The 14043-nt window shown below is 70.2% G+C and carries 14 protein-coding genes; 7 read left to right on the top strand and 7 right to left on the bottom strand.

The annotated features are described in order from the left end of the window. Positions 1–111 precede the first annotated feature (111 nt). Complete coding sequence (locus ACFVYS_RS18865) at positions 112–810, top strand: pirin family protein (RefSeq protein ID WP_389503557.1); 699 nt, start codon at positions 112–114, stop codon at positions 808–810. Here ACFVYS_RS18865 and ACFVYS_RS18870 read toward each other — a convergent pair. Both ACFVYS_RS18870 and ACFVYS_RS18875 read right to left on the bottom strand, forming a co-directional pair. Further along, positions 776–1597 carry a serine hydrolase domain-containing protein gene (locus ACFVYS_RS18870; RefSeq protein ID WP_389503328.1) on the bottom strand — a complete coding sequence of 274 codons (822 nt, stop codon included), beginning with the start codon at positions 1595–1597 and terminating at the stop codon, positions 776–778. The genes ACFVYS_RS18865 and ACFVYS_RS18870 overlap by 35 nt on opposite strands. Before the next feature lie 33 nt (positions 1598–1630). After that, a complete protein-coding gene (locus tag ACFVYS_RS18875) occupies positions 1631–2110 on the bottom strand; it encodes a GNAT family N-acetyltransferase (protein ID WP_389503330.1) in 480 nt (159 codons plus the stop codon). A gap of 96 nt (positions 2111–2206) precedes the next feature. On the opposite strand from ACFVYS_RS18875, the gene ACFVYS_RS18880 reads away from it, so the two are divergent. Together ACFVYS_RS18880 and ACFVYS_RS18885 are read left to right on the top strand one after the other, a co-directional pair. Then, positions 2207–2701: a MerR family transcriptional regulator gene (locus ACFVYS_RS18880; RefSeq protein ID WP_389503331.1), complete on the top strand. Its 495-nt coding sequence runs from the start codon at positions 2207–2209 to the stop codon at positions 2699–2701. Next, complete coding sequence (locus ACFVYS_RS18885) at positions 2698–3714, top strand: aldo/keto reductase (protein ID WP_389503333.1); 1017 nt, start codon at positions 2698–2700, stop codon at positions 3712–3714. Before ACFVYS_RS18880 ends, ACFVYS_RS18885 begins: the two co-directional genes overlap by 4 nt. Before the next feature lie 25 nt (positions 3715–3739). Here the strand turns inward: ACFVYS_RS18885 and ACFVYS_RS18890 are convergent, their stop codons facing one another. From ACFVYS_RS18890 to ACFVYS_RS18900, 3 genes are all read right to left on the bottom strand, one after another. Then, entirely contained in the window at positions 3740–4615 is an 876-nt protein-coding gene (locus tag ACFVYS_RS18890; protein WP_389503559.1) for a DUF4429 domain-containing protein, read from the bottom strand. A gap of 58 nt (positions 4616–4673) precedes the next feature. Beyond that, positions 4674–5891 carry an alpha/beta hydrolase gene (locus tag ACFVYS_RS18895; protein WP_389503335.1) on the bottom strand — a complete coding sequence of 406 codons (1218 nt, stop codon included), beginning with the start codon at positions 5889–5891 and terminating at the stop codon, positions 4674–4676. A gap of 129 nt (positions 5892–6020) precedes the next feature. Further along, positions 6021–6647, bottom strand: a complete 627-nt coding sequence (locus ACFVYS_RS18900) for a TetR family transcriptional regulator (protein ID WP_389503337.1) — start codon at positions 6645–6647, stop codon at positions 6021–6023. A 67-nt stretch (positions 6648–6714) separates the two neighbouring features. On the opposite strand from ACFVYS_RS18900, the gene ACFVYS_RS18905 reads away from it, so the two are divergent. Beyond that, positions 6715–8334 (top strand): MFS transporter, encoded by a 1620-nt coding sequence (locus tag ACFVYS_RS18905; protein WP_389503339.1) that lies wholly within the window; start codon positions 6715–6717, stop codon positions 8332–8334. A gap of 230 nt (positions 8335–8564) precedes the next feature. Further along, entirely contained in the window at positions 8565–8870 is a 306-nt protein-coding gene (locus ACFVYS_RS18910) for a small hydrophobic protein (protein ID WP_307163084.1), read from the top strand. Between the two features lie 21 nt (positions 8871–8891). On the opposite strand, the gene ACFVYS_RS18915 is transcribed toward ACFVYS_RS18910, so the two are convergent. Together ACFVYS_RS18915 and aceE are read right to left on the bottom strand one after the other, a co-directional pair. After that, positions 8892–9698 (bottom strand): potassium channel family protein, encoded by an 807-nt coding sequence (locus ACFVYS_RS18915; RefSeq protein WP_389503341.1) that lies wholly within the window; start codon positions 9696–9698, stop codon positions 8892–8894. 69 nt (positions 9699–9767) lie between these two features. Beyond that, on the bottom strand, positions 9768–12515 hold the full coding sequence (gene aceE / locus ACFVYS_RS18920; RefSeq protein WP_389503343.1) for a pyruvate dehydrogenase (acetyl-transferring), homodimeric type: 2748 nt from the start codon (positions 12513–12515) through the stop codon (positions 9768–9770). A gap of 407 nt (positions 12516–12922) precedes the next feature. Between aceE and ACFVYS_RS18925 the strand changes: the two genes are divergently transcribed. Next, positions 12923–13360 carry a DUF3052 domain-containing protein gene (locus tag ACFVYS_RS18925; RefSeq protein WP_020126915.1) on the top strand — a complete coding sequence of 146 codons (438 nt, stop codon included), beginning with the start codon at positions 12923–12925 and terminating at the stop codon, positions 13358–13360. Between the two features lie 145 nt (positions 13361–13505). Continuing rightward, positions 13506–13973, top strand: a complete 468-nt coding sequence (locus tag ACFVYS_RS18930) for a peroxiredoxin (RefSeq protein ID WP_389503345.1) — start codon at positions 13506–13508, stop codon at positions 13971–13973. Positions 13974–14043: the final 70 nt, after the last annotated feature.

Genomic DNA, 14043 nt, shown 5'->3' on the forward strand with positions numbered 1-14043 from the left:
CAAGACTGCCTTATCGGGACGCGGGCGTGCGCCGCCGGGTCACGGGAGGGGGCGGCACGCGGTCGTCGCACGGCCATCGCCGGGCGGCGGCGGGTCTACCGTGGACGCGTGATGGACGTACGGCGCGCCGACGCGCGCTACCGAGGCGGGGACCCGGCCGCCGGGATCGACACCCGGCACGCTTTCTCCTTCGGCCCCCACTACGACCCGGGCAACCTCCGCTTCGGTCCGCTGATCGCCTGCAACGAGGAGCGCCTCGCACCCGGCGCCGGCTTCGACGAGCATCCCCACAGCCACACCGAGATCGTGACCTGGGTGGTCGAGGGCGAGCTCACGCACCGTGACTCGGCCGGCCACGAGAGCGTGGTCCGCCCCGGGGACGTGCAGCGGCTCAGCGCCGCGGGCGGCGTACGGCACGTGGAACGCAACGACGCCGACGTGCCGCTGGCCTTCGTCCAGATGTGGCTGGCCCCCTTCGACCCCGGTGGCGACCCGTCCTACGAGACGGTCCGCGGCATCGCCGACTCCACCCCGTACGCCGTCCCGGAGGCGGGCGCCATGCTGCACGTACGGCGCCTGGGCGCGGGGGAGCGGACGGCGGTGCCGGACGCGCCGCACGTCTACGTCCATGTCGTACGAGGCGAAGCCCGCCTGGACGGCGAGAAGCTGGCGCCGGGGGACGCGGCACGCATCACGGACGCCAAGGACGTGGAGGCGGTGGGCGTGACCGACGCGGAGCTGCTGATGTGGGTGTTCGGCCCGGCAGACCAGGAGTTCAGCCCCGGAGCTCCGCCAGCACCGTGTCCGTGAACGCGGGCCACGCCTCGACCGCCCACGGTCCGAACGCCCGGTCCGTCAGGGCCACCCCGGCGACGCCCGCCTCGGGGTCGACCCACAGGAACGTGCCGGACTGGCCGAAGTGTCCGAAGGTGCGCGGCGAGGAGGAACTCCCGATCCAGTGCGGGGACTTGGAGTCGCGGATCTCGAAGCCGAGCCCCCAGTCGTTGGGGTTCTGGTGCCCGTACCCCGGCAGCACGCCCTTCGTCCCCGGGTACTGCACGGTCATCGCCGCCGCCACGGTCCGCGGATCCAGCAGCCGGGGCGCCTGCACCTCCGCCGCGAAGCGCAGCAGGTCCTCGACCGTCGAGACGCCGTCCTTCGCCGGGGAGCCCTCCAGGGAGGTGCCGGTCATCCCCAGCGGCTCCAGTACCGCCTGCCGCAGATACTCCGCGAACGGAATCTCCGTCGCCTTCGCCAGATGGTCGCCGAGCTGCTCGAACCCGGCGTTGGAGTACAGTCGCCGCTCCCCGGGAGGCGCCGTCACCCGGTGCTCGTCGAAGGCCAGCCCGGAGGTGTGCGCGAGGAGATGGCGGACCGTGGCCCCGGGCGGCCCGGCCGGTTCGTCCAGCTCGATCGCCCCCTCCTCGTACGCGACGAGGGCGGCGTAGGCGGCGAGCGGCTTGGTGACCGAGGCCAGCGGGAAGCGCCGGCCGACCGGGCCATGGGTCCCCAGGACCGTACCGTCGGCCCGCACGACACCCGCCGAGGCGGAGGGAACCGGCCAGTTCTCGATCAGCGCGAGGCTCTTGAGCGACATGCCGTCGAGCCTATGCCGTCCGGCCGGTGCGGCTCACAGCAGCAGCTCCATCAACGGGTCCGGCTTGGGCTTGAAGCCCAGGGAGGAGTAGAGGGGGGCCGCGTCGGCGGACGCGGTGAGGTGGACCTGTGCGACGCCCCGCGTCCGGAACCAGGCCAGCAGCGCGTCCATGCAGGCGCGCGCGTACCCGCGGCGGCGCGCGTCCGGGTCGGTGGCGACGCTGAAGACGAAACCGATGATCCCCCGCGGGTTGCCGGCCCGGCCGATCCGGTACTCGATCGTCCCGACGACCAGCGCGGCCAGCGTCCCCGGCCGGTCCGGGTGATCCACGACGAAGGCCGCGAAGTCCCCGTCCGGCTCGGCCAGCCGCTCCCGTAGCGTGGGCAGCGACTCGGCGTGCCAGTCGGCGGAGGGGCCCCCCGGGGAGGGCGAAGAAGTCGAGTCGATCATCACTTGGCGCAGCCGCAGCACTTCGGCGGCGTCCTCGGGCAGGGCACGGCGTACGAGACTCATGCCCGCACGCTAACCAGCGTGATCAAGCCGCGTCCCCCGGTTTTCTTACCGATTCCGCTTGCTTGGAGCGCACTCCAAGGCCATAGCGTGGAGGCCATGACGGTGTTGCAGACCACGCCCGTGACCATCGAGCAAACCCCGAACCCTCCGGACGTCTGCTCCGCGCCGCCCCCGCGGCACCCCCGTCCGGACGGGCAGGACAGTTACACGATCAGCGAGGTCGTCGCCTTCACCGGCCTCACCGCCCACACCCTGCGCTGGTACGAGCGGATCGGGCTGATGTCCCACATCGACCGCTCGCACACCGGCCAGCGCCGCTACAGCAACCGTGACCTGGACTGGCTCGACCTCGTCGGGAAGCTGCGGCTGACCGGTATGCCGGTCGCCGACATGGTGCGGTACGCCGAGCTGGTGCGGGAGGGCGAGAACACGTTCCGCGAGCGGTACGAGCTGCTGGAGGCGACCCGGCGGGACGTCCGGGCCCGGATCGCCGAACTCCAGGACACCCTCGCCGTGCTCGACCGCAAGATCAATTTCTATGCGGGCGCCACCGGCGTCCAGCACCACGAAGCGGAAGGGATCGCCCGATGACCGACCACAGGATCCCGACGGCTCGACTCGGCGGACAGGGCCCCGAGATCGGCGCCCAGGGCCTCGGCTGCATGGGCATGAGCTTCGCCTACGGCCCCACCGACGCGAAGGAGTCCCGGGCCACCCTGGAACGCGCCCTGGAGCTCGGCGTCACGATGTACGACACGGCGGACGCGTACGGCGCGGGCGAGAACGAGAAGTTCCTCTCCCCGTTCTTCCGGGCCCACCGCGACGAGGTCGTGATCGCAACCAAGTTCGCCCTGGCGGTCCCGCCGGACGACCCGACCCGGCGGATCATCCGCAACGACGCGCCCTACATCCGGCAGTCCGTCGAGGCGAGCCTGAGCCGGCTGGACGTCGACGTCATCGACCTCTACTACATGCACCGGCGCGATGTGAACGTGCCGATCGAGGACACCGTCGGCGTGATGGCCGAACTGGTGCGCGAGGGCAAGGTCAAGCAGCTGGGCCTGAGCGAGGTGACGGCCGCCGAACTGCGCGCGGCCCAGGAGGTCCACCCCATCGCCGCGGTGCAGTCGGAGTGGTCGCTGTTCAGCCGCGACATCGAGGCCCAGGTGGTCCCGGCGGCCCGGGAGCTGGGCGTGACCCTGGTCGCGTACTCCCCGCTCGGCCGGGGTTTCCTCACCGGCTCCTTCGCCAACGCCGACCAGGATCTCACCGCCGACGACTTCCGCCGTCAGCAGCCCCGCTTCACCGGCGACAACGCCGTTGCCAACGGGGCGCTCCTGGAGCCGATCCGCGCGGTCGCGGAGGCCCACGGGGCGACGCCCGGTCAGATCGCCCTGGCCTGGGTCCAGCAGCGGTCCCAGGTCCACGGTCTGTCGGTGGTCCCGATCCCGGGCACCCGCAAGCCCACCCGGGTCGAGGAGAACGCGGCGGCGACGGCCATCGAACTGACGCCGGAGGAACTGGCCTCGCTGGAGCCCATCGCGGGCAAGGTGGCGGGCGACCGTTACCCGGACATGAGGTTCACCTCCGCCGGACGCGAGTGAGAGCCGGGGCCCGCCCGTTCGGGCCCTAGAGCTCGGCCAGCAACTCGGCCTTCTTGGCGGAGAACTCCTCGTCGGTGACCAGCCCGGCCAGATGCAGCTCCCCGAGGTGGCGGATCCGCTCGGCGATGTCGGCGGGGTCCCGGCGCGGCGCGATCACGGCCGCTGCCGGGACGGCCGCCGCCTGGACCGCGGCCGCGGATTTGCGTCCGCGGACCGCCGCGAGGACCGCCGCCGCGAACGGCAGGGACTCGTGCACCGGCCCGTATCCCAGCCCGAAGACGACGGTCGCCGGATCCTGGTCGGCCTGGGCCGGAGCGGCCTCGCCGCGCAGCAGCCGCAGATGCCCCTCGAACACCTCGGGCGACCGCCACTCGACGCCGCTCAGCGCGGACACGGCGAAACTCTGGTCGCCGGCCTTCCACTTCGCCGACGAGGCGCCCGTCCAGAACCACCGGAACCGCACGGTGCGCCCGTCGAACGAGGCCTTCCCGTCGTAGGCCTTGAACGACAGCGGCGCCTCGGGCGCGTCCACGAGGAACCGTTCCGCCGGCCCGGACTCGGTCAGCCGCGCCCGCAGTTCGTCGGCGTAGTACTCGGCGAGCGTCTCCCGTTCGGCGGGCAGCACCAGCCGGTACGGGTCGCACCCTTCCTTGAGCTGTCCCGCCGCCGCTTCCATCAACGGATCGGCTCCCGGCCTCGGTTCCGCCTGGAGCACGACCGTTCCGCGCTTGCCGGCGGTCAGGGACACCCGACCGATGGCCGCCAGCGGAATCCGGCGCTCGCCCAGTGCCGACAGCAGCTTGGGCGTGCGCAGCCCCCGTTCGTAGCGGATGAGGACGGAGTCGGACTCGAACTCCCAGGCGGCATGAAATCCGGCCAGTACGTCACCCATGCGGCTCATCGTATGCGGGACACCCATTCTTCGTCCCCTCCCCGCGCGCGCCGCAATTCCTGCGTCTCTACGCGCGTCCGGCCTCTGTCGTATCGGACAAACCCGCCGTGCAGGCGGCATCATCGTGGGCACACTCCACCGAGCGGTACGCGCCAGTGCCGATCTCGGCGAAGTTGCGCAGGCTGTCCGTACCCGGTTCGAAGTAGCCGCCGTGGCCCTTGGCCTCCCGTGCCGACAGCACCCGCGCGCCGAACTCGCTCGCCATCGGGTCCTCGCCGTGCCCGAGGCCGCCGACCTCCAGGTGCGGCACGTCCTGTACCCAGTCGTCGGCGTCCCGCATCGCCCACACCCGGGCTCCGGTGTCCAGCTGGGCCGCGTTCTCCACCCGCATGCCGGGGCTGCCGGCCACCGCGATGTCGGCCACCCGGTCCGGCATCGAGTGCGCGGCGACCCCGCACACCACCGAGCCGTAGCTGTGGCAGAACATCGAGACGGGCGCGCTGCCCGGCAGGGCGGTCAGCAGGGCGTTCAGCCGGACGGCGCCGCTCTCGGCGCGCATCGCGGTGGCCGAGTCGATGCCGAGGCCGTCGGGGGAGGTGTAGTCGGCCCAGGCGATCACGGCCGTACGCGTCGAGGGGCTCGCCTCGCGCTCGGCCGAGTAGAGGGCCTGGGCCATGCCGGCCGGCGCCGAGTACTTGCGGTTCGTGCGCTGGAAGGTGAGCAGGTCGGTGTCGACGCCGGGGACGACGACGGAGATCCGCTCGGCCCGGTCCAGGCTGCCGAACACCTCGGCCACCCGGCCGGAGCCCTCCGGATCGAAGGCGAGGATCTGCCGGTCGGCGGTGCTCATCGACTCGTAGCGGTGCATGCGCCGGCCGGCCAGCTGCTGCCCCGAGGGCGTGAGCCGGTTGTCGTGCATGCGGGCACGCTCGAGCCGCACCTGCTGGAGCAGCGCCACCCGGTTGGCGCGGTAGCGCAGTTCGGCGGGTGCGCCGTTCATGTTGCCCACCGCGAGCGGGTAGTCGTGCACGAGCACGGTGCGCTGCGGGGCGCTCAGCGAGGCGAAGAAGCGAGCGAGCCGGGCGGGGGCGGAGCCGGGGTCCGGCAACCGGTGCCCGGCCAGCAGGCCGTGCTCCCACTCCGAGCGCGAGGTCTGCAGAGCGGTGGTCTCCCGCTGGTGGCGCAGGGCCGTCCAGCCGGTGGTCGCCAGCATCACGAACACCACGGCCAGGGCGGCCAGTGCGCGCCAGACGTTGAGTTGCGGGGAGGTGTCGAAGGAAGTCACTGAAAGGACACACTAGGAGAACGAGAGGGTCTCGGGTGACCCAAGTGACGGGGATCACGTTTCGATGGACGCGGCAAGGGTCATAAAGGCCTTTAGGTCTCTTTGTCCGCCAGGCCTCGCGTATGTCCGTCAGGCCTCGCGCCAGTCTCCCAGCAGGGCGGGGCCCACCCCGTCGAGATACAGGGACGTCAGCGCGCGGATCCGGTCCAGGCTGAAGTCCGCGCCGGTGGACCACTGCCGTTCCGTCACCCGCATCACCCCGCTGAACACGGCCACCGCGAGGCGCGGCCGCGGATCGGCGTCCGCGTCGAGCCCCTCGCGTTCGGCGATCACCCGCGCGAGGTCCTCCTCCACCTCCGCCGAGCGCCGCAGATGCGCGGCGAGCAGCACCGGCGTCGACTCGATCACCCGGTACATGCGCAGATACCGCTCCACGGGCACGACGGACTCGACGACCTCGTTGATCGAGTACCAGCCGTCCAGCACCGCCTGGCGCAGCGCCTCCAGCGGCGGCTCGTGCGGCGGGCGTTCGCGCACCGCCTCGACGAACCGCTCCACCGTCATCTCCACCAGGGCCAGCGCGGCCTCGTCCTTCCCGGCGAAGTAGCGGAAGAAAGTGCGCTGCGAGACGTCGACGGCGGCGGCGATCTCGTCGACGGTGGTTTCCTCGTATCCCTGCGAGGTGAACAGCTCCACCGCGGCGCGCAGCAGCGCGTCCCGGGTGCGCTGCTTCTTGCGCTCACGCAGAGTTTCCATGATGTGTCAGTTACCGACTTCTGAACTCGTTTGTCAATTGTCAGCGGCTGTCACTAACCTCGAACGCATGACCAGTCAGACCACCATCGACGCGACGGGACCGGGCGGCAAGGCACCGGCGGACCCGTCGGACGGGCTGCCCGCCAAGGGGCTGCGCGGCCATCCGTGGTTCACCCTCATCACCGTCGCCGTCGGCGTCATGATGGTGGCCCTCGACGGAACCATCGTGGCCATCGCCAACCCGGCCATCGCCAGCGACCTGGGCGCCACCTTCGCCGAGGTGCAGTGGATCACCAACGCCTACTTCCTCGCCCTCGCGGTCTCCCTGATCACCGCGGGCAAGCTCGGTGACCGCTTCGGACACCGCCAGACTTTCCTGATAGGCGTCGTCGGCTTCGCGGCCGCCTCCGGCGCGATCGGCCTGTCCGGCAGCATCGGCGCGGTCGTCGCCTTCCGGGCGCTCCAGGGCCTGTTCGGCGCCCTGCTGATGCCGGCCGCGCTGGGCCTGCTGCGCGCGACCTTCCCGGCCGAGAAGCTCAACATGGCCATCGGCCTGTGGGGCATGGTCATCGGCGCGTCCACCGCCGGCGGCCCGATCCTCGGCGGTGTCCTCGTCGAGCACGTCAACTGGCAGTCGGTGTTCTTCATCAACGTGCCGGTCGGCGCCCTCGCCCTCGTCCTGGGCGTGGTGATCCTGCTCGACCACCGCGCCGAGAACGCCCCGCGCTCCTTCGACCTCCTCGGCATCGCCTTCCTCTCGGGCGCGATGTTCTGCCTGGTCTGGGCCCTGATCAAGGCGCCGACCTGGGGCTGGGCCGACGGCCTGACCTGGGCGTTCCTCATCGGCTCCGCGGTGCTCTTCGCGGCCTTCGCCTTCTGGGAGACGAAGGTGAAGGAGCCGCTCATCCCGCTGGCGCTGTTCCGCTCCGTCCCGCTGTCGGCGGGTGTGGTCCTCATGGTCCTGATGGCGATCGCCTTCATGGGCGGCCTGTTCTTCGTGACGTTCTACCTCCAGAACGTGCACGGCATGAGCCCGATCGACGCGGGCCTGCACCTGCTTCCGCTGACCGGCATGATGATCGTCGGCTCCCCGCTCGCGGGCGCGGCCATCACCAAGCTCGGCCCGCGCATCCCGCTGGCGGGCGGTATGGCCGCCACCGCGATCGCCATGTACGGCATGTCCACGCTGGAGACGGACACCGGCAGCGGTGTCATGTCGATCTGGTTCGCCCTGCTGGGCTTCGGTCTCGCCCCGGTCATGGTCGGCGCGACGGAGGTCATCGTGGGCAACGCCCCCATGGAGCTGTCCGGCGTCGCGGGCGGCCTCCAGCAGGCGGCCATGCAGATCGGCGGCAGCCTCGGTACGGCCGTCCTGGGTGCCGTGATGGCCTCCAAGGTGGACGGCGACCTGCCCGCCAACTGGAAGGGCGCGGGCCTGCCCGAGCTCACCCCCGCCCAGCTGGGCCAGGCCTCCGAGGCGGTCCAGGTCGGCGTGGCGCCGGTGGCCAAGGGCACCCCCGAAGCGATCGCCGCGAAGATCACGGACGTCGCCCACGACACGTTCATCTCCGGGATGAGCCTCGCCTCGCTGGTCGCCGCCGGGGTCGCGGTCGTCGCCGTGTTCGTCGCGCTGCTCACCAAGCGGGGCGAGAACGCGGAGGCGGGCGCGGGCGTGGGTCATATCTGACGGAACTTCAACAACTTTCCCCTATCAGGGTGACAGCGCTAAAGGTTCCTCGCGTCCGGCACGCGCCGCAGGTCACAGTTAGTCAAGTCCTCCGGATGGGAGGACGGCCAGGGCCGCGGCGCGCTGCCGGAGGGGGGCAGCGCGCCGACTGCCCGGCAACTGCGGGGAATGTTCCGCGTGTCGCGGGTACCCGAAGAACAACACACCCCCGGAATCCAGGGAGTTGTTCGATGGCCGGCTTCGGAAACGGCACGCGCAGGTACCCCCGCTCACGTGGCCGCATGGGGTCACGGACCGGGCCGGATCGCGCGACGCTCGGCATTGTCGGCCTCGTCTGCGCGGTCGCCGGATTCTTCGCGCTGGGAATCATCCTCGGCCCGGCGGCGATCGTCTGCGGCTGGCTGGCCATGGGTCGCAGCTGGGCGGGTTCCCGCCCGGTACCGGCCCTGGTCGCCGTCGCCCTGGGTGCGATCGACACCCTGCTGGCGATCATCTGGCTGGCGGGAGCGACCGGCACGGGCAACGGGCTGCTGTAGCACCGACCGTCGCCCTTCGGCCTACCGGGACGGCTGGTGGGTCGGCACGGACGGGGGCGCGGGGCGCAGCGCCCCGTCCGGCCCGTCCCGCAGCACCTCCCGGGGCCCGTCCCGCAGCGCCGCCACTTCCGCCCGCAGCGCCCGTACCTCCTGCGTCAGGGCCAGGATCGCCTCCGTCTGGGCGCGTTCCTCGACGTCGTCCTTGTCGAACCGGGCGATGAACCACGCGGCGATGTTCGCGGTCACGACACCGAGCAGCGCGATCCCGGAGAGCATCAGCCCGACGGCGATGATCCGCCCCAGTCCGGTGGTCGGCGCGTGGTCCCCGTACCCCACGGTCGTCATCGTGGTGAACGACCACCACAGGGCGTCACCCAGCGTGCGGATGTTCCCGTCCGGCGACTCCCGCTCCACCGAGAGCACGGCGAGCGAACCGAACATCAGCAGCCCGACGACCGCCCCCACGACATACGTCGTCATCCGGATCTGCGAGGCCATCCGCGCCCGCCGCCCCACCAGCAGCAGCGTCGAGACCAGCCGCAGCAGCTTGAGCTGCTGCGCCAGCGGCAGCAATACCGCGCACAGGTCCAGCCAGTGGGTGCGCACGAACCGCCGCCGGTCGGACGTGAGCGCCAGCCGGACCACGTAGTCCACGGCGAACGCCCCCCACACCACCCATTCGACGGCGGTGCAGGCGGTGGTCAGCGAGTGGTCGGCCGAGGTGTCCACGATCGGCACGGCGTAGGCGACGGCGAACACCACGGCGAGGCCCAGCAGCGGTCGCTGGGTCCAGAGCTCCCACCGGCTCTGCGCCGATTGTTCTTGCATGCCCGCATCGTAAAGAACGAGTAAGGGGTGGTGAAGCCGCGGCTTCACCACCCCTTCGCACGCCGAGCGCTACGCGTCGCCTCCGGCCGCCCCCGGGTCCGCCGCCGACACGTCCAGCAGCTGGTACCGGTCGATGGCCTGCTTCAGCAGCGACCGGTCGACCTTGCCCTCCTTCGCCAGCTCGGTCAGCACCCCCACCACGATCGACTGCGCGTCGATGTGGAAGAAGCGGCGAGCCGCTCCCCGGGTGTCCGCGAAGCCGAAGCCGTCCGCGCCCAGCGACTGGTAGGTGCCCGGCACCCAGCGCGCGATCTGGTCGGGGACCGACCGCATCCAGTCCGAGACGGCCACGAACGGCCCCTCGGCCCCGGCCAGCTTCCGCGTCACGTACGGCACCCGCTGCTCCTCCTCCGGGTGCAGCAGGTTGTGCCGCTCGACCTCGACGGCCTCGCGCCGCAGCTCGTTCCAGGAGGTCGCGGACCAGACGTCCGCCTTGACGTTCCACTCCTCGGCGAGGATCTTCTGCGCCTCGACCGCCCAGGGGACGGCCACACCGGACGCGAGGATCTGCGCCGGGATCGACCCCGAGGTGCCCGCGCTGAAGCGGTGGACGCCCTTGAGGATGCCCTCGACGTCCACGTCGTCCGGCTCGGCCGGGTGCTGGATCGGCTCGTTGTAGACGGTCAGGTAGTAGAAGACGTCCTCACCGTGCGGGTGCTCGGCGGAACTGCCGTACATCCTGCGCAGACCGTCCCGCACGATGTGCGCGATCTCGAAGCCGAACGCCGGGTCGTAGGCGACACAGCCCGGGTTCGTCGAGGCGAGCAGTTGCGAGTGGCCGTCCGCGTGCTGGAGGCCCTCGCCGGTCAGGGTCGTCCGGCCGGCGGTCGCACCGAGCACGAAACCGCGCGCCAGCTGGTCCGACATCTGCCAGAACTGGTCGCCGGTGCGCTGGAAACCGAACATCGAGTAGAAGACGTAGACCGGGATCAGCGGCTCGCCGTGGGTGGCGTACGCCGAGCCCGCCGCGATCAGGGACGCCGTGCAGCCGGCCTCCGAGATGCCGTCGTGCAGCATCTGCCCGGTCGGCGACTCCTTGTAGGCGAGCAGCAGATCCCGGTCCACCGCCTCGTACTGCTGGCCGAGCGGGTTGTAGATCTTCGCACTCGGGAAGAAGGAGTCCATGCCGAACGTGCGGTACTCGTCCGGCGCGATCAGTACGAAGCGCTTACCGATCTCCTTGTCCCGCATGAGGTCCTTGAGGAGCCGCACAAAGGCCATGGTCGTCGCGATGGACTGCTGGCCCGAGCCCTTCTTCACACTCGCGTACGTCTTGTCGTCCGGCAGCGCAAGCGGCTTCGAACGCACGACACGGGTCGGGACATAACCGCCGAGGCCCTTGCGGCGGTCGTGCATGTACTGGATCTCCTCCGAGTTCCGCCCGGGGTGGAAGTACGGCGGGAGGCCGCCCTCCAGCTCCTTGTCGGAGATCGGCAGGTGCAGCCGGTCGCGGAAGCCCTTGAGGTCGGAGACCGTCAGCTTCTTCATCTGGTGCGTGGCGTTGCGGCCCTCGAAGTTGGGCCCCAGTGTCCAGCCCTTGACCGTCTTGGCGAGGATGACCGTCGGCTGGCCGGTGTGCTCCACGGCCGCCTTGAACGCCGCGTAGATCTTCCGGTGGTCGTGACCGCCGCGGCCCAGGTGCAGGATCTGGTCGTCGGTCATGCCCTCGACCATCGCGCGCAGCCGCTGGTCGTCGCCGAAGAAGTGGTCGCGGATGTAGGAGCCGGACTCGGTGGCGTAGGTCTGGTACTGGCCGTCCGGGGTCGTGTTCATCCGGTTGACGAGGGTGCCGTCGCGGTCCTGGGCGAGCAGCGGGTCCCAGGAGCGGTCCCAGATCAGCTTGATCACGTTCCAGCCGGCACCCCGGAAGACCGACTCCAGCTCCTGGATGACCTTGCCGTTGCCGCGCACCGGCCCGTCCAGGCGCTGCAGGTTGCAGTTGACGACGAAGGTCAGGTTGTCCAGGCCCTCACGTGCGGCGATGGTCAGCTGGCCGAGCGACTCCGGCTCGTCCATCTCGCCGTCGCCGAGGAACGCCCACACATGCGACTTCGACGTGTCGGCGATCCCGCGCGCCTGCATGTAGCGGTTCATCCGCGCCTGGTAGATCGCGCCGATCGGGCCGAGACCCATCGACACGGTCGGAAACTCCCAGAAGTCCGGCATCAGACGCGGGTGCGGGTACGAGGACAGCCCGTTCGGCGCCTTCGACTTCTCCTGGCGGAACGCGTCCAGGTTCTGCTCGCTCAGCCGGTCGAGCAGGAACGCGCGCGCGTAGATGCCCGGGGAGGCGTGACCCTGGAAGAAGACCTGGTCGCCGCCGTCGCCCTCGTCCTTGCCGCGGAAGAAGTGGTTGAAGCCGACGTCGTAGAGGGACGCGGAGGAGGCGAAGGTGGCGATGTGACCGCCCACCCCGATGCCCGGCCGCTGAGCCCTGGACACCATCACGGCCGCGTTCCAGCGGGTCGCGTTGAGGATCCGGCGCTCGATCTCCTCGTTGCCCGGGAAGAAGGGCTCGGCCCGGGTGGGGATGGTGTTGACGTAGTCCGTGCTGCGCATCTCGGGCACGGCCACACGCTTCTCGCGGGCCCGTTCGATCAGCCGGAGCATCAGATAGCGGGCCCGCTCCCGGCCGCGCTCGTCGATCGCGGCGTCGAGGGAGTCGAGCCACTCCTGGGTTTCCTCGGGGTCGAAGTCAGGAACCTGACTCGGAAGGCCGCCAATGATGATCGGGTTGCGATCGGATCCGGAAGCCACGCTGTTCCTTACCTGTCAGAGGGCTGGGTGGGACGGTGTTTCTCGTTCGTGCCTCGCGGGTGCCTCGCGGGGTGTTCTCGCTGACTCTCCAGTGCCTGCACCGCCCCCCATCGTGTACCTAGGGGCCGCAAACGTCATCTCTACCCCGAGGTAACCGGCACTCGTTCGAATCTCGTACCCTTGGATGGTTCTCAAATACGCAAACAGGGCAGATAGGTGTGGTGTACGTCACCATCCGTCCGAATCGCGTGCCTGGAGTTGCGTCGACACGGCCAGGATCGTCACCGTTTCGGCGGTCCGAACCGCCGGGTACTTGCGCGATCCGTCCCGTCCGTGTGGACTACGGCCAATGCTTCGCGCACGCGCGTGGCTGAGTAATTCCCCAAAACATGATCAGGAGGCAACCCGTGAGCGCGACCGCGGACCACGCGGAGGAGCGGACCAGCCCTGCCGTCAGGCTGGGTTTCCAGCCCGAGCAGGTGGTCCAGGAGATCGGCTACGACGACGACGTCGACCAGGAGCTCCGCGAGTCCATTGAGGAAGTCATCGGCAGCGATCTGGTGGACGAGGACTACGACGACGTCGCCGACGCCGTGGTGCTCTGGTTCCGCGACGATGACGGAGACCTGACGGATGCGCTGGTGGATGCCACCACGTACATCGAAGAAGGCGGGTCGATCCTCCTCCTGACGCCGAAGACCGGCCGTACGGGATACGTGGAGCCGAGCGACATCTCCGAAGCCTCGACGACTGCGGGTCTGTCGGCCAGCAAGAGCGTCAGCGTGGGCAAGGACTGGAGTGGCAGCCGGCTGGTGACGCCCAAGGCCGCGAAGTCCAAGAAGTGACGTCCAGGGAGTGACGTCCGAAGAAGTGATGTGAAGTGACGCCGGGCGGGCTGGGTCCTCGTACTCAGCCCGTCCGGCGGTCTTCGGTGGTCGCTGCGTAGGGTGGACTCACCCAGACAGCCCCCACCGAAGGGAAAACCAGGCGATGGCGATCCAGGTCGGCGACAAGGCCCCCGACTTCGAGCTCAAGGACAACCACGGCCGGGCCGTGAGGCTTTCCGACTTCCGCGGGGGCGAGAACCCTAAGAACATCGTCCTGCTCTTCTACCCCTTCGCCTTCACCGGCGTGTGCACCGGCGAGCTGTGCGAGGTGCGCGACAACCTGCCGAAGTTCGCCGACCGGGACACCCAGGTGCTCGCCGTCTCCAACGACTCCATCCACACCCTGCGCGTCTTCGCCGAGCAGGAGGGCCTGGAATACCCGCTGCTCAGCGACTTCTGGCCGCACGGTGAGGTCAGTCGCGCCTACGGCGTCTTCGCCGAGGACAAGGGCTGCGCGGTGCGCGGCACCTTCGTCATCGACAAGGAGGGCCTGGTGCGCTGGACCGTCGTCAACGCGCTCCCGGACGCCAGGGACCTCGGCGAGTACGTCGCCGCGCTCGACACCCTGTGATTCTTCGGCTCCAGGGCCTGCGTGGGGCGGGAACCCGTCACTAGGATCGACTCGTTGATCCGATATCCGA

This window comes from Streptomyces sp. NPDC058295 (assembly GCF_042880655.1).
GTDB lineage: Bacteria > Actinomycetota > Actinomycetes > Streptomycetales > Streptomycetaceae > Streptomyces > Streptomyces coriariae.

Bases quoted from the DNA above. Each gene is read 5' to 3' on its own strand.
- ACFVYS_RS18865 (WP_389503557.1), top strand. From the start codon at position 112: ATGGACGTACGGCGCGCCGACGCGCGCTACCGAGGCGGGGACCCGGCC.
- ACFVYS_RS18870 (WP_389503328.1), bottom strand. From the start codon at position 1,597: ATGTCGCTCAAGAGCCTCGCGCTGATCGAGAACTGGCCGGTTCCCTCC.
- ACFVYS_RS18875 (WP_389503330.1), bottom strand. From the start codon at position 2,110: ATGAGTCTCGTACGCCGTGCCCTGCCCGAGGACGCCGCCGAAGTGCTG.
- ACFVYS_RS18880 (WP_389503331.1), top strand. From the start codon at position 2,207: ATGACGGTGTTGCAGACCACGCCCGTGACCATCGAGCAAACCCCGAAC.
- ACFVYS_RS18885 (WP_389503333.1), top strand. From the start codon at position 2,698: ATGACCGACCACAGGATCCCGACGGCTCGACTCGGCGGACAGGGCCCC.
- ACFVYS_RS18890 (WP_389503559.1), bottom strand. From the start codon at position 4,615: ATGAGCCGCATGGGTGACGTACTGGCCGGATTTCATGCCGCCTGGGAG.
- ACFVYS_RS18900 (WP_389503337.1), bottom strand. From the start codon at position 6,647: ATGGAAACTCTGCGTGAGCGCAAGAAGCAGCGCACCCGGGACGCGCTG.
- ACFVYS_RS18905 (WP_389503339.1), top strand. From the start codon at position 6,715: ATGACCAGTCAGACCACCATCGACGCGACGGGACCGGGCGGCAAGGCA.
- ACFVYS_RS18910 (WP_307163084.1), top strand. From the start codon at position 8,565: ATGGCCGGCTTCGGAAACGGCACGCGCAGGTACCCCCGCTCACGTGGC.
- ACFVYS_RS18915 (WP_389503341.1), bottom strand. From the start codon at position 9,698: ATGCAAGAACAATCGGCGCAGAGCCGGTGGGAGCTCTGGACCCAGCGA.
- ACFVYS_RS18930 (WP_389503345.1), top strand. From the start codon at position 13,506: ATGGCGATCCAGGTCGGCGACAAGGCCCCCGACTTCGAGCTCAAGGAC.